This window comes from Nitrospira sp. CR1.1 (genome assembly GCA_014055465.1).
Taxonomy (GTDB): Bacteria; Nitrospirota; Nitrospiria; order Nitrospirales; family Nitrospiraceae; genus Nitrospira_A.
Genome location: WIAF01000006.1, coordinates 129,576 through 143,032 on the forward strand (window position 1 = coordinate 129,576; position 13,457 = coordinate 143,032).

At 59.4% G+C, this 13,457-nt stretch carries 16 protein-coding genes; 9 read left to right on the plus strand and 7 right to left on the minus strand.

The genetic code is table 11. The annotated features are described in order from the left end of the window. Positions 1 to 44: 44 nt before the first annotated feature. A complete protein-coding gene (locus tag GDA65_12340) occupies positions 45 to 377 on the plus strand; it encodes a transcriptional regulator (protein MBA5863483.1) in 333 nt (110 codons plus the stop codon). 357 nt (positions 378 to 734) lie between these two features. Here the strand turns inward: GDA65_12340 and GDA65_12345 are convergent, their stop codons facing one another. Both GDA65_12345 and GDA65_12350 read right to left on the minus strand, forming a co-directional pair. After that, positions 735 to 998, minus strand: a complete 264-nt coding sequence (locus GDA65_12345; protein ID MBA5863484.1) for a hypothetical protein — start codon at positions 996 to 998, stop codon at positions 735 to 737. Positions 999 to 1,019: 21 nt separating this feature from the next. Beyond that, positions 1,020 to 1,322 carry a hypothetical protein gene (locus GDA65_12350; GenBank protein MBA5863485.1) on the minus strand — a complete coding sequence of 101 codons (303 nt, stop codon included), beginning with the start codon at positions 1,320 to 1,322 and terminating at the stop codon, positions 1,020 to 1,022. A gap of 144 nt (positions 1,323 to 1,466) precedes the next feature. Between GDA65_12350 and GDA65_12355 the strand changes: the two genes are divergently transcribed. Beyond that, positions 1,467 to 1,895, plus strand: coding sequence for a DUF393 domain-containing protein (locus tag GDA65_12355; protein ID MBA5863486.1), 429 nt, complete (start codon positions 1,467 to 1,469; stop codon positions 1,893 to 1,895). 160 nt (positions 1,896 to 2,055) lie between these two features. After that, positions 2,056 to 2,574, plus strand: a complete 519-nt coding sequence (locus GDA65_12360; protein MBA5863487.1) for a hypothetical protein — start codon at positions 2,056 to 2,058, stop codon at positions 2,572 to 2,574. Between the two features lie 64 nt (positions 2,575 to 2,638). Here GDA65_12360 and GDA65_12365 read toward each other — a convergent pair whose 3' ends face one another. Beyond that, complete coding sequence (locus tag GDA65_12365; GenBank protein ID MBA5863488.1) at positions 2,639 to 3,217, minus strand: sugar O-acetyltransferase; 579 nt, start codon at positions 3,215 to 3,217, stop codon at positions 2,639 to 2,641. Between the two features lie 191 nt (positions 3,218 to 3,408). On the opposite strand from GDA65_12365, the gene GDA65_12370 reads away from it, so the two are divergent. The 3 genes from GDA65_12370 (at position 3,409) to GDA65_12380 (ending at position 5,863) form a co-directional block, all read left to right on the plus strand. Further along, positions 3,409 to 4,149, plus strand: a complete 741-nt coding sequence (locus tag GDA65_12370; protein ID MBA5863489.1) for an MBL fold metallo-hydrolase — start codon at positions 3,409 to 3,411, stop codon at positions 4,147 to 4,149. A gap of 170 nt (positions 4,150 to 4,319) precedes the next feature. Then, positions 4,320 to 4,838 carry a hypothetical protein gene (locus tag GDA65_12375; GenBank protein ID MBA5863490.1) on the plus strand — a complete coding sequence of 173 codons (519 nt, stop codon included), beginning with the start codon at positions 4,320 to 4,322 and terminating at the stop codon, positions 4,836 to 4,838. Between the two features lie 338 nt (positions 4,839 to 5,176). Next, positions 5,177 to 5,863, plus strand: coding sequence for a carbonic anhydrase (locus tag GDA65_12380; protein ID MBA5863491.1), 687 nt, complete (start codon positions 5,177 to 5,179; stop codon positions 5,861 to 5,863). 124 nt (positions 5,864 to 5,987) lie between these two features. Here the strand turns inward: GDA65_12380 and GDA65_12385 are convergent, their stop codons facing one another. Then, positions 5,988 to 7,196 carry a threonine ammonia-lyase gene (locus tag GDA65_12385; protein MBA5863492.1) on the minus strand — a complete coding sequence of 403 codons (1,209 nt, stop codon included), beginning with the start codon at positions 7,194 to 7,196 and terminating at the stop codon, positions 5,988 to 5,990. 466 nt (positions 7,197 to 7,662) lie between these two features. Here GDA65_12385 and pyk point away from each other — a divergent pair, with 466 nt between their 5' ends. Further along, the gene (gene pyk / locus GDA65_12390) at positions 7,663 to 9,087 is read left to right on the plus strand and encodes a pyruvate kinase (GenBank protein ID MBA5863493.1); all 1,425 of its coding nucleotides are present in this window, start codon (positions 7,663 to 7,665) and stop codon (positions 9,085 to 9,087) included. Positions 9,088 to 9,091: 4 nt separating this feature from the next. Here pyk and GDA65_12395 read toward each other — a convergent pair whose 3' ends face one another. After that, positions 9,092 to 9,538, minus strand: a complete 447-nt coding sequence (locus GDA65_12395; GenBank protein ID MBA5863494.1) for a polyketide cyclase — start codon at positions 9,536 to 9,538, stop codon at positions 9,092 to 9,094. A gap of 327 nt (positions 9,539 to 9,865) precedes the next feature. On the opposite strand from GDA65_12395, the gene GDA65_12400 reads away from it, so the two are divergent. Beyond that, positions 9,866 to 10,507, plus strand: a complete 642-nt coding sequence (locus GDA65_12400) for a DUF2959 family protein (GenBank protein MBA5863495.1) — start codon at positions 9,866 to 9,868, stop codon at positions 10,505 to 10,507. Positions 10,508 to 10,590: 83 nt separating this feature from the next. Here GDA65_12400 and GDA65_12405 read toward each other — a convergent pair whose 3' ends face one another. Continuing rightward, positions 10,591 to 10,995: a hypothetical protein gene (locus GDA65_12405; GenBank protein MBA5863496.1), complete on the minus strand. Its 405-nt coding sequence runs from the start codon at positions 10,993 to 10,995 to the stop codon at positions 10,591 to 10,593. Between the two features lie 231 nt (positions 10,996 to 11,226). Further along, positions 11,227 to 11,949, minus strand: a complete 723-nt coding sequence (locus GDA65_12410; protein MBA5863497.1) for a hypothetical protein — start codon at positions 11,947 to 11,949, stop codon at positions 11,227 to 11,229. A 154-nt stretch (positions 11,950 to 12,103) separates the two neighbouring features. Between GDA65_12410 and GDA65_12415 the strand changes: the two genes are divergently transcribed. Continuing rightward, positions 12,104 to 13,285, plus strand: a complete 1,182-nt coding sequence (locus tag GDA65_12415; protein MBA5863498.1) for a PAS domain S-box protein — start codon at positions 12,104 to 12,106, stop codon at positions 13,283 to 13,285. Positions 13,286 to 13,457: the final 172 nt, after the last annotated feature.

Below are 13,457 nucleotides of genomic sequence, written 5' to 3' on the forward strand. Positions count from 1 at the left end.
CTTGTACTCACAATTTTCAAGTACGGTCCCAATGGATACTGCACATGGCAAAGAATACCGAATGCCCGACAGAGCGGACGCTCGCCCTGATCTCCGGTCGTTGGAAAGTGATGGTCATTTACTGGTTGCTGAAGGGCGAGCGGCGCTTTAATCAGTTGCAGCGCGACCTCCAGGGCATCACGCACCGCACGCTCGCAAAGCAGTTACGCGAAATGGAAGCTGATGGTCTCGTGGAACGATTGGACTTCAAGGAAATTCCGCCGCGCGTTGAATATCGGGTCTCCTCGCGAGGACGCTCGCTTGAGCCCATTTTGCTCGCCATGCATGATTGGGCAACCGCACATCCGCAGGCTAAGCGGAAATCCCGGGATGCCTAAGACGTGTGGGGGAACTATTGTGGCATGTGTGACAAGGCTGCCAGACGGCTCAGGGCAACCGACCGTGCCCGGCGGCAACCAGATGCCACGTGGCATGGCTGTCGAATTTTCCCTTCAGACGGGTCCAGGACCGACCTCGTGGCGCTGTCCTCCAACGGATTTCCGGTTTCCACCGCTGAAGAGTTCAGGGAATTTCTGCGGGCGGCTGTCGTGAGCGGACCCCCTGCTGGGGCGGGACAGGTGTCGTGGCGCTCACGGCCGCGACTTTCATTCGGAACGGGCGGCCGATTGTTGCGGTTCAAGGCATGCTGGTCGATTGTGACGAGTCGAACCAATGATGCAAGAAATCGTGTCCGGCTACCGCTTGGTCGCTTTCCTTACCAGTTCCTTCTTGCCGCGCGGGAGATGAAAGTCGCACATCAAACGGCTGAAGAAGACGGCTCCTTCCAGCCGCGCAAGGTCAGCCGGTACCGCGACTTCCTTCAACAACTGTCCTTTCATCGGCTCGATCCGGATATGCACTGGTTTGCCCTTGTGATCCTTGCCGGGAGTGAGCAAGCCGCCTCCCACGATCGCGCCCTTCTTATCCGTCAGCACATGCATGGTCCGTTTCACTTTCACTGGCAGCCTCCTGTGGAGCGATTACACATTTCCCCCGCCCTGAACCGTGAAATGTGCCAACTCCTCGCCGATGTTGGTTACGGTCACGGAATAGACGATCGGACTCGGTGAACCAGGATGCAGGCGAATCGGCTTCTTTTCCTTGGTGTGCTCGCTAACCATGAGCCGCACCGGGTTGATCCCGACGCCGTCGGCCATGATCCACTGGGCGCCGAAATCGTGCCCGCCCCATTCCACTTCATTGATCAAGCCCCCGAGGGCGAGATGGATGCGGGTGGATTTACCGGGCGCCAGCCAGAAGTCTCCGACCTGATTAAATGCCATAACAGCCCTCCCCTCTCAAAGTTCGGGCGCATTATACCGAACCGGCGATGACGATGGAATGCAGACGCCCTCGATTCAGCAGTGGAAATATTCCCTGCGGCAACGCACAATATCGCTCAGGGGATGATCAACGGAGCACGGGCGATGAGGCAGATCGATCCCGGCACGCATGCATGGGCGGCGCTTGAGCGGGTGATTGTCTTCGACGGCATCTGCAACTGGTGCAATGCCTGGGTCAATTTCACGATGGCTCGGGACCGTGGCCGCTTTCACTTCGCGACGCTGCAGTCCGACCAGGGGCAGGAGCTGCTCAAGCTGTTGGGAATGCCCGCACAAGACTTCGAGACGTTTCTGCTATTGGAGCAAGGCCGGGTGTTCACAAAATCCACCGCGGCGTTGAGAATCGCCAAGCACCTCTCCGGCTGCTGGCCCCTGCTCCACCTGTTCATCCTGATACCTCGCTCCCTGCGCGACGCTCTGTACAACTCTGTGGCGCGCCACCGCTATCGCCTCATGGGCAAGGCCCAATCTTGCCGGGTCCCCACCGCCGAAGAACGCAGCCGGTTTGTCTGAGCCATTCATGGCATACCACAGATACGCGGAACGACCACCAGCCGGTGATTCTTCAGCCTCTCCGGCATCTCCCGACAGGGCCAAGACACGCGCAGTAGCCTCAACGTCTGGTCTCCCCTTATAATGAGGGCGCGGATAGTCCGCTGAGGAGAAGCGGAACATGGATATCGTCTCGCATGGTCTCTGGGGAGCGTTGGCCTTCGGGCGCAAGAGTCGCGCGAGCTTCTGGCTGGCATTCGGGATCGGACTGGCGCCTGATCTGTTCTCGTTCGGCATTCTCTGGGCAGCGGCCACTATGGGCCTGTCGCCGAAGCCGGATTTCAGTCATGGCACGCCGCCGGAATCCTCCATTCCACTCTACGTGCATTATCTCTACGATGTCACCCATAGCTTCGTGGTATTTCTCGCCGTCTTTGCCCTCCTATGGATGGTCACCAAGCGGCCGGTCCTGGAACTCGGCGCCTGGGGCCTGCACGTGCTGGTCGACATTCCGACCCATTCCTTCGCCTTTTTTCCGACCCCGTTTCTCTGGCCGCTCTCCGACTGGAAGTTCGACGGGTGGCAATGGAATCAGTCGGCCATTCTTATCCCCAACTTCACCCTGCTGTTGCTGCTCTCCGGCTGGTTCCTGTTGCAGCAAGGCCGGCTTGTTCCGGCTTCGGAACGGATACGGGAATGACGCCGGACTGGTCCCACTATAGGCCCCGATGAACGACCCTCTCCCCTTGCGGTGAACCGGCAATTTACAGGTTCCGTACGATTCGGGCCGGGTTGCCGACGGCAATCACGTTGGCGGGAATGTCCTTCGTCACCACTGAACCGGCGCCGATGACGCTGTTGTCGCCGATCGTCACCCCGGGCAACACGATCGCGCCGCCACCAAGCCAGACATTGTTTCCGATGACGATCGGCTTAGCCGCCTCATACTTTTCTCGACGGAGGCTCGGCCCGGTGGGGTGAGTGGGAGTCAGGAGCTGCACGTTGGGACCGATCTGCGCATCCTCTCCGATTGTGATCCGGGCCACATCTAAAGCGACCAGGCCATAGTTCGCAAAGGTCCTCGCTCCAACGAAGATGTTGCTACCGTAATCAACGAAAAGCGGCGGCTTGATGTGGACTCCAGACCCGACCGCTCCCAGCAATTCCTTCAGCACCTCGGTGGCCGCATCTCGATCCGCCGCATAGCGCGCTTCATACTCCTTCATCAACCGGTAGGCGCGGCGGGACGCTCGTTCGAGCTCCGCGTCGTTCGCGATGTACAGATCTCCCGCTAACATCCGTTCCTTTTGTGTGCGACCATCGTCCTGTGTGCGTTCGGACATGTCTCCTCCGTCAGGCTCAGGATTCATTCAATCGGCAGGTCTCCCCTAGCATGCGGCATGGGAAGGCCTGATGCAAAGCAGATGTAGTTCACCCTGTCGCCCCTCATGAAGCCATGGACCGGAACGACGCACCCGGTCTACAATGCGCCGGTTTCTTCCCATGACTATTCGCCCCACATTGGAGTCCATCGATGGCAACGAGCCACACCTATACCGTCACCGTGCTGCTGGACGTGAACGAGACGCAAGATGTCGATGACCGGGCGGAGAGCCGCAGCTACATCGTGGCCGATCGGGAAACAGGCCAGGCCGTCATCATCGATGCCGTCCTTGAGAATGTTGAACGCGATGTGAAACTCCTGAAGGAGCTGGGCTTGGCCCTGCTCTATGCAGTCGAAACCCATGTGCATGCCGATCACATTACCGGAGCCTCGCTGCTCAAGGATCGCACCGGTGCGCAAATCGTGTATGGCGGTGGCGCGGCCGGCACGGTAACGGGTGCCGATCTGTTCCTTCCCGACGGGCAAGAACTGCACATCGGCCATACCGCATTGAAAGCGCTGGCGACGCCCGGTCACACGGATGGCTGCACAAGTTATGTTTTGCCCGGGGCGGTCTTCACGGGAGACACGTTGTTTATTCGAGGCAATGGCCGGACGGATCTCCAAGGGGGGTCCGCAGCCATGCTCTTTGAATCGGTCCGTCATAAGCTCTTTTCGCTGCCGGACGACACGGTCGTCTATCCCGGCCACGACTACCAGGGCAGGGTCTCCTCCACCATCGGCGAAGAAAAACGGTTCAACGAACGGCTCAATCTCTCGATCGACAAGGAGGGGTTCATCGAATTGATGAACAGGCGAAAGCAGCCCCTGCCCGCCAAAATCGATATCGCTATTCCGGCCAATCTGCGCGCCGGTCGCATGGCGCGATGAGAAGGACGGCCTGATCCAAGATGAGCAGCCATCTCTTGACCGCCGGAGCGCAACCGGAGATCGTGCGACGCATGAGATCTTGCGACCACGCAACTTTGCGAACCCGCGTTCTTGCTCTCGTACTCGCGTCTCTGGCCTTGAGCCTCGCTTCCTGCGCCTCGTCTCTGGACATGTCACATGAACGGACGGCGGTACCGGGTCCCGAATGGGGGATCGTGATCGGTTCGGTGCTGGTGCGGCAGGAGCCGACAGGCGCCGGTCCCGGAACAACGGCGGGCGACCGCTCCACCATCTATGAGTTCGACGTCGTGCAGATTCAACCGGCGGACCCGAACGGAGAAAGCCCCTACGCCAGCCGCTACCATCTCGAAGCCGTGGCGGGACAAGAACGGCCGTTTCTCGCCCGGCTACGGCCCGGGCAGTATCTGATGAAGAACTTTCATCGCTCAGGCATATCCGGCACGGGGGGAGACCTCAGTCTCGTCTTCGAGAGCCAACCGGGTGACGTGGCCTATGTGGGCAGGGTGCTGGTCGAAGTTCCACAACAAGTGGCCTCCGGCAAGGAATATCGCTTCTCCGTGCAGGACGCCCATGAGACCACCTTCTCACAACTCGCCCCGCAACATGGCAGCCTGACGCAACAGGCCATCACCGCCCCCATGCGGATCAGGCGGGACGATCGCCGCTGACAGGTCTGCACCCGATAACTTTCACGTACCATGCCCACGCCCCCTCCCAGCCTGATGCAAGTGCTGCGACGTCGGCTTCGTAAGTTGTGACGCGTCTCCCGTCACCCGTCTCATGAACTGTTCGATAACACACGCGTTCAGCTCAGCGTTCCCTAGCAACAGGGCCGGAGATCAGTCCGTAGTTGGCACAGCGGACAGCCCTCCCCGTCTTTCGGGTCTGCTTCATTTTCTTGTGTATTCAGAGCCCAACGCCTACACTCTCCCCTATGGACAACCTGCATGCTCCTCCTTAGGCAGACCACCGCATCACAAAATTTTCACAGGAAAGAGTCGCATCTATGTACCGTTACCTGAAACTGTCCCTCTGCCTGAACCTCATCCTGCTCGGCTTCATCCTCACCGGCTATGTCGGCCCCAGTGTGAAGACGACGTTCATGCCGGACGTCGAAGCGCCGGTCATCGGGAATCACAGCAGGATTCACCCCCTCGGCGTCGTCATTGGGTCTGTCACCCTCGGAGATCGAGTGTTCGTCGCGCCCGCCGCGTCTGTCCGTGGAGATGAAGGGCGACACATCCATATCGGCAACGATAGCAATGTGCAGGATGGAGTTGTGGTCCACGGCCTGGAGACCTTCGAAGGCGACCACGAACTTCCGGAGAACGAAGTCGAGGTGGACGGCAAACCCTATTCAGTGTACATCGGAGATCGCGTGTCGCTGGCCCACCAATCGCAGGTCCACGGACCAGCCAAGGTCGGCAACGACACCTTTGTCGGGATGCAAGCGCTGGTCTTTCGCGCAGAGTTGGGCCATCGTGTGGTCGTCGAACCGGGAGCGAAAATCATCGGCGTGAAGGTGCCTTCAGGACGGTACGTGCCGGCACTCACGGTTGTGACAACCCAGGATGCGGCTGATAACCTGCCGCTCATCACGGATCGCTATCCCTACCGGAACTTGAATGAGGGAGTGGTCCGCGTCAATGTGCAACTAGCCGAAGCCCGGCAACCACAAGCCATTGCTCGCTAAGAGGGTCGTTGCAGAGGGGCGTGCCGCCCCCGGCTCTCCCTGCCTCACCACAATCATCACGAAGTCGTTCGCGAAATAAGTCCGCTCATGATTTTGTCCGCTGCCCAAGAGTGATCCGCATCGGCTACTCGATCACGCTGAATTCATAGCGAGACCCGGTCAACGCCGCCAGTAGCTCCGACGCATGGTCTCGCCCGCGCGTTTCCATGGTCACGTCCAGCGCCGCTTCGTTCAGTCCGACGCCATAGTGGGCGCGGTTGTAGGACGTTTCCACGATATTGGCACTGGCCTTGGCGATCACCGAGGTCAATCCTTCAAGCGAGCCGGGATAGTCCGGCAACCGCACGCGCAGCCGCAACCGCCTGCCGTCCCTGACCATCCCACGCTCGATGATGCGAGCCAGCAGATTGACATCCAAATTCCCGCCGGACACGAGCACTGCGATGTTTTTACCGCGATGTCCCGTCTTGCCCTGCAGCAATGCGGCCAGAGCCACGGCCCCTGCCCCCTCCGCCACGGTCTTCTCTCCTTCGAGCAACGTGAGGATTGCCGCAGCGATCTCGTCTTCATCGACGTTGACCATCTGATCGACGTAGCGTTGCACCAACGGCAACGTGCGGGAGCCGGCTGTTCTCACGGCAATCCCGTCTGCCAATGTCGGGCCGGCCGGCAGTTCGACCGGAACCCCGCTCTGAAGCGCGGCACTCATCGACGGAAGGCGGGCCGTTTGGACACCCACGACTTCCACCTGGGTCTCCCGTTCCTTCACCGCGCAGCCGACCCCACCGATCAACCCTCCGCCTCCAACGGGCACAACGATCACATCCAAGGCCGGATTCTGCCGTAGCAGCTCCAAACCGAGCGAACCCTGCCCTGCAATCACCTCGTCGTCATCGAAAGGATGGATGAAGGTGGCCTGCCGCTCCCGGCTGCGGTCCATCGCCGCCCGGCAGGCCTCGTCATAATTTTCGCCGTGGAGCACGACATCCGCGCCGTGATTGCGCGTCGCCGAGAGCTTCACCAGGGGCGTCGACCGCGGCATCCAAATCTGGACGGGAATGCTTCGCTGCGCCGCGTGGTAGGCCACGCCCTGCGCGTGGTTGCCGGCCGAGGCCGCAATAACGCCGCGGTGTCGCTCCTCGGCGGTCATCATGAGAATCCGATTGAGAGCGCCTCGCTCTTTGAACGATCCCGTCATTTGAAGGTTTTCGAGTTTGAGAAAGATCGTATTGCCGGTGAGCCGGGACAAGGTCCTGGAATGAACCAATGGGGATTCATAGATTGAAGATGCGATGCGCGAGGCCGCGGCGGCGATCGACTGCACGGTTACCATGCCCTGCTCTCCTTTCACTGTCTCAGCCTGATTTCGAGAACAAAAAAGCCCCTGGCGGGAGTGAATCCGCCAGGGGCCTCTGCTGCATACGTACACGTTCGATGGCAGGCAGGCTCAGGCGGAGCTGGCGATCATCATCGCCGCCGCCATGCTCATACCGATGCCCTGCCGATTAATAGTCATGTTCGATCAGTCACGTACCGGGACACACTTAAGATGCGGATCATATATCAGAGCCGTCCGGTGGATCAAGCAGGCCTTCGCGGCGTCAGAGCCCATCCACCGAGTGCGCCACTGTAGCATTCCACGGCAACATGTGCGCCGGCAACCGTGGACGAGACTCGTGAGAAAACGTAGAATGGCCTCGATTCAACCGATTCTTCTGGTATCACATCGCCGTCGCTTCCCCGATTGCTCGCGCATCGGCGGCTCTGAATGTGTGCCGTCACCCCTCGCGGAGAGTGCCATGCAAAAGACCCGTATCATCTGCACCATCGGCCCGGCAACAGGCTCCTACGAGATGCTGCAGAAGCTCTATGACGCCGGCATGAGTATCGCCCGTCTGAACATGTCTCACGGAGACCACGAGTCCCACGCCAAGGTGATCCAGCACATCAAGACCCTGAATCGCAAAGTGAAGTTCCCCATCCCCATTCTCCTCGATACGCAAGGTCCGGAAATCCGCACCGGGGATCTCTCGAACGAATTGGATCTGCGGCAAGGCGAGATCGTATCCGTCACGACGCGCGGGCCGTTGAACGTCGAGGAAAGCTCGATCCACATCAACTATGCCGACTTGCTCGAAGCGGTGAGTGTAGGAGACCGGATCACCGTGGACAACGGGCTGATCAATTTCGAGGTGCTGGAGAAACACGAGCGCCACATGCGGTGCCGCGTCTTAGACGGGGGGCTGTTGAAGAGCAAGCGCCACGTGAATCTGCCCGGCGTGCGCGTCAACCTTCCGGCCATCACGCCGAAGGACACGAAAGATATCCTGTTCGGCCTGGAACGGGATGTGGACTTCATCGCGCTCTCATTCGTGCGTGAGGCCGGAGATATCCAGCAGCTAAAGACGCTCATGGGCGATAAGGTCGGAAGGGTAAAAATCGTCGCGAAAATCGAGGATCAGGAAGGGGTCCGGAATCTCGAAGCGATCATCAAGGAGTCGGACGGCATCATGGTGGCGCGTGGAGATTTGGGAGTGGAGATCAACCTGGAAGATCTGCCGAATGTGCAACGCACGATCGTGCGACTCTGCGCCGAATACGGCAAACGCGTGATCGTGGCCACGCATCTCCTCGAATCCATGATCCACCACCCGCACCCCACCCGCGCCGAGGTCACCGACGTAGCCAATGCGATCTACGAAGAAGCCGATGCCGTCATGCTGTCCGGCGAAACCACGGTGGGCAAATATCCGGTGAAATGCGTCGAATACCTCCGCAGAATTGCGCTCAAATCTGAAACGATACCGGGGTTGCAGTTTGCGAAACACTTGCGCGACGCGGGCAATAAGCAGCAGCTGGCAGCAGCGGCCGTGCAGCTCGCGGAGGGGGTCAAGGCCAAAGGGATCGTCGTGATCACCAGACGCGGACTCATGGCCGATCTCGTCGCCAACTGCCGCCCTTTTGCCACCAACATCTATGCCTTCACCAACATGAGCCAACCCCGGCGGACGATGTTGCTCAATCGCGGAGTCTTGCCATTTAAGATTGATTTCAGTTCGGACCCTGAAAAGACGCTCCAAACGGCGTTCCGGATTCTGAAGGATCGTGAGCAGTTCCAGGCCGGAGACAAGGTTGTCATTATTTCAGACGTCCTGGCGCAGCAACGGGTCGACTCGATTCAGATTCGCGACGTACCGCTGGACGATGCGCCGGTGGAGGCCTGATGCGCTAGTCGGGAATCTCGGCCTCGACGAGTTTCGTGAGCAGCGTCAGCGATTCCTGCCAGCCGAGATAACAGGCTTCCACGGGAATCATCTCAGGAATCCCTTCTTGCACGGCGGTCATCTCAGTCCCGCACGACACCTGTTTCAAGGTGATGGTCACGTGCATCTCCCCCGGTACATTCGGGTCGTCGAACGTGTCCGTGTAGCGGATTCGCGTATGCGGTGCGAGTTCCAGATATGTTCCGCCGAATGAGTGGCTTTTCCCGGTCGAGAAATTTGTGAACGACATCTTGAAGGTGCCACCTACCGTGGCGTCCAAATGATGCACTTTCCCAGTGAACCCGTTCGGCGGCAGCCATTTCGTCATCGCGTCCGCATCAAGGAAGGCCCGGTAAATTCGTTCCGGCGTAGAGCGAAGCACGCGGTGAAGGCGGACGGTATTGGTCGGCATGCTCCTGGCTCCTTTTTCAAAGGTATCGTCTCCCGCTCGGACGGGAGATCAGCGCATATTTCGTCATGTGAAGCATGCCAGGATCTACACATCACTGTCCAGACAAGGCCTCCGCGGGGCACAAGAACAATGGAAGAAGCAGAATCGGTCTGTTACAGTGACATCGGCAGGCAAGCGGTCTGAGCGACGCGCTTGGTATGGAATCACCAATATCGGCGGTGACACAGAGCATAAGGCCAGGCAGGCCGCCGCAACGCCCCGCTAGAGAAGGATGGCATCATGACTTTTCGGTATCCTGTCTTCATTCATAGACTCGCCACGCTCGCCTTGACTGGCGGACTCGCCTTCGTATGCCTCGCCGGCACCGGTTGCCAGACGGCCTACTATGAAACGATGGAAAAGCTCGGGTATCACAAACGCGACCTGATGGTCACCGATGTCAAAAAAGCCCGTGATGCGCAACAGGAGGCCAAAGAACAGTTCAAGTCGGCGCTGGATCGTTTCACCAAAACGTTGAACGTCCCGGGCGGCGAGTTGCAGGACAAGTACGATCTGTTGAACGACGAATATCAGCAGAGTGAAAAACGCGCGCAAGCCGTTCGCAGCCGCATCGCTTCAGTGGAAGATGTGTCGGAAGCCCTGTTCACGGAGTGGGAAGGGGAATTGAAGCAGTATTCCAACGCGTCGCTCCGTCAGAAAAGTCAGAAGCAGCTCACGCAAACGCGAAGCCAGTATGCGCAGTTGATCAAGGCCATGAAACGTGCGGAGGCGAAGATGGACCCCGTCCTAGCCAAGCTCAAAGACCATGTCTTGTTTCTGAAGCACAACCTAAACGCGCAGGCCATTGCGTCGCTCAAGAGTGAATTGACCACGGTGGAGGGGAACGTCGACGCGCTGATCAAGGATCTCAACGCCTCCATCCAGGAAGCGGATACCTTCATTGCGTCCATGGAAAAGGAGACCGCCTGAGTGCCGGACGATACCCGCCCGCATTCTTTCAATACATCCCACAACCATCAGGGATGAAAGGCCGGTCGAACAGCGATGAGTCTCTAAGCGGGAGTCGGGTCTGCCTGGGTCGGTTCGCGGCGACGCCGCCTCGCCGCCACGAGCTGGGCGCCGAGTAGACTCATCCCGAAGGCCGTGCCTACAAAAACGGGCCAGGCGAGGGACTTTAGCCATCCGGAGCTTGAAATGGTCGCGGGCCACAACCAGGCCACCCAGGGTAAGGCCGCAGCCACGAGGGAGAACGCCGCATGGATCGGCGGAAGCCGGAAGAGCCACACGAGCAGGGCTCCCGATAGCGCATACGCGGGAACCAGAAATAACAGGAACAGAAAGACGCCATTGAACATGGCCGCGAAACTCAGAAAAAACCAGAGGAAACCAACAACAAACCCGGCGAAGATGCCGACGCCCGTCCCCCTACCCCGCTGGCGCTGTCTCTCCATGGCCACAATATAGCCCGAGTCCTGGAGCACACCAAGGAGATTTACGTTCCACGTTTATTGCCCTGCCTGCACAGCCTGGCTGTTTCGTTCAGTCCGCGTCTTTGAGGCGTCGAGCTCAGGCAACGGCTGCCCGACGAGGCCCTGGAGGTAGACCTTGTCCACAGCATCGAACAGAGCTTGACGCGCGGCTCCTTCCGGTCCCTCGACGGCCATCACAACGTTATGCACGGCGAGGCCTCAGCTACGGCGGGCGCTCGGCGCACCGAATGTCGCGAGCATCGGAACGGACTCCGGGAAGCGCTCCATGTTCATCGCAAGGCGCACGGCAAGATCTTGCGGATAGGACTCCAACCGCTTGGCTTGGGCGCGTAGCTGATCGGTTTGGGATTTCACTGATGCGACATGGTCGCTGACCAGCTTCTTCGCCGCGTCTTCGAGTTTCTTTCCCTCAGCCATCGCACGATCCACCTGCGCTTGCTGCTCGGGCGTGAAGGGCGGATCCTTCCGGCTGCGACGTGGGGCGGCCTCATAGGCGACCTTCATCTGACTCAGCACCTGCTTATACTCCGCATCCTTTTCGAGTGGCAGTTTCTCCGCCTCGTCGATTTGCTTTTCAATGGCCTTGCGCTCAGCGTACAACCGGTCGGCTTCTGCCTTGGGGAACTTGTACAAATACCCTCCACCCACACTCGGGACAAACGCACCCACCTGATCGCCCTTACAGAATGAGAGTCGCGGCTGCCGGGCGAAATCATACGGTCCGCCACGCCGCTCGCTGTTCGGAATGGGCGCCGGCAGAGCCGCGGCCAGGGCCGCCTCTGCCCTGGCCGCGAACGCCAATTCTTCGGGAGTGGCGTTGCGCACACCATCCACACAATCAGCCCGCGCCGCATTCGGCATTCCAGACATGACTGACACAATCATCACTACAACAGCAACGCCAGCACCCGTTTTCTGCATCAACGTCCTCCGCTGTGGGACCGACCGCAGTCGCCGGTTATGCCGGTCAACGCGGTCGAAGTATCATGCGAGGCTCCAACGAAGTCAAGGCGAGCACGGGTCATATGAGAACAGAAGCCTTGCACCACCGTAGCGGTTTTACTAAGATCCCCCCATGACAGCACATTCCTCCCTGCCCCCGCACGATAAACCGCGGCAGCAGGCTGACACGGATCTCGAACGTTTGTTCGAGCTGTCCCTGGACATGCTCTGCATTGCGAATGCCGAGAGCTATTTCACGCGCCTGAGTCCCTCGTGTACCCGCACATTAGGCTGGAGCCTCGATGAATTGATGAGTCGTCCGTTCCTCGACTTCGTGCATCCCGACGACCGGGCCAGCACGATCCTTGAGGTCGAGCGCCAGATCGGCAGAGGCGAACCGGTCCTGGAATTTCAAAACCGCTATCAGCACAAGAACGGAACTTGGCGGCTGCTGTCGTGGAAATCCTCTCCGCACCCAGACGGACATCTGTATGCCATTGCACGCGACGTCACGGAGCGTGAGCAGGCGCAGCAGGTGTTACAACGGTCCCACCAGGAATTGGAACATCGCGTGCAGGAGCGCACGGCGGAACTCCAACAACGCAATGGCGATTTGGAAACGCTGCTGTATATCACCTCACACGATCTGCGTGAGCCCATCCGGTCGATCTCAAACTTCTCGCAATTGGTACGCGAGCGCTACGGAGACCGGCTGGACTCCAAAGGGACCGATTACATCGATCGAATCATTCGCTCGGCACAACGGATGGATCAGCTCATGGAGGATCTGCTCACGCTGTCGAGGGCGCAACGTTTGGAGATGCCCTATGAAGAGGTCCGCGGCGACGACTTGGTCATCGCGGCTTTGACGCAACTGGATGAAACGATCCGGCGCACGGGCGCGCGCGTCGAGGTCGCCGCCAATTTTCCCTCATTTCGAGTGAATACCACGTGGATCACGCAGGCGTTGTACAACTTGATTGCGAACGCGCTGAAGTTTCACCGGGATGGAGAGGTTCCCGATATTGAGGTCGCCCCGTTCTGGCTGGCGGAGGATTCGCGCCCGCTTGCAGGCATTGTGGTGCGAGACCGCGGAATCGGGGTTGAGCCGGATCAGGCCCATCGGATCTTCCAATTGTTTCAACGGGCGGTGGGGCGCGAGGTGAGCGGCACGGGCGCGGGATTGGCTATTGTCCAACAGATTGCGCATCGGCACGGTGGACGCGCGTGGGTGCAACCGCGAGACGGCGGCGGGTCTGAATTCTTCCTGCTCTTCGGAAGCCAATCACTCATCAACACGAAACCGACGCCCTGAACTCACCACACAGCCGGTCGTACGTGAGCTCGTTGACCGATCGACTATCAAGGCCAACCCCACGCCTCTCACAACACAACACCCCGGCCATGAGATCAGGAACAAACGGATGGCCTGCTGCTCCGACATCCGAGGAGAGCCTTCCACCCGGAGGGAGCCTGCGGCCGGGAAA

Bases quoted from the DNA above. Each gene is read 5' to 3' on its own strand.
- GDA65_12340 (MBA5863483.1), top strand. From the start codon at position 45: ATGGCAAAGAATACCGAATGCCCGACAGAGCGGACGCTCGCCCTGATC.
- GDA65_12350 (MBA5863485.1), bottom strand. From the start codon at position 1,322: ATGGCATTTAATCAGGTCGGAGACTTCTGGCTGGCGCCCGGTAAATCC.
- GDA65_12355 (MBA5863486.1), top strand. From the start codon at position 1,467: ATGAGGCAGATCGATCCCGGCACGCATGCATGGGCGGCGCTTGAGCGG.
- GDA65_12360 (MBA5863487.1), top strand. From the start codon at position 2,056: ATGGATATCGTCTCGCATGGTCTCTGGGGAGCGTTGGCCTTCGGGCGC.
- GDA65_12365 (MBA5863488.1), bottom strand. From the start codon at position 3,217: ATGTCCGAACGCACACAGGACGATGGTCGCACACAAAAGGAACGGATG.
- GDA65_12370 (MBA5863489.1), top strand. From the start codon at position 3,409: ATGGCAACGAGCCACACCTATACCGTCACCGTGCTGCTGGACGTGAAC.
- GDA65_12375 (MBA5863490.1), top strand. From the start codon at position 4,320: ATGTCACATGAACGGACGGCGGTACCGGGTCCCGAATGGGGGATCGTG.
- GDA65_12380 (MBA5863491.1), top strand. From the start codon at position 5,177: ATGTACCGTTACCTGAAACTGTCCCTCTGCCTGAACCTCATCCTGCTC.
- GDA65_12385 (MBA5863492.1), bottom strand. From the start codon at position 7,196: ATGGTAACCGTGCAGTCGATCGCCGCCGCGGCCTCGCGCATCGCATCT.
- pyk (MBA5863493.1), top strand. From the start codon at position 7,663: ATGCAAAAGACCCGTATCATCTGCACCATCGGCCCGGCAACAGGCTCC.
- GDA65_12395 (MBA5863494.1), bottom strand. From the start codon at position 9,538: ATGCCGACCAATACCGTCCGCCTTCACCGCGTGCTTCGCTCTACGCCG.
- GDA65_12410 (MBA5863497.1), bottom strand. From the start codon at position 11,949: ATGCAGAAAACGGGTGCTGGCGTTGCTGTTGTAGTGATGATTGTGTCA.
- GDA65_12415 (MBA5863498.1), top strand. From the start codon at position 12,104: ATGACAGCACATTCCTCCCTGCCCCCGCACGATAAACCGCGGCAGCAG.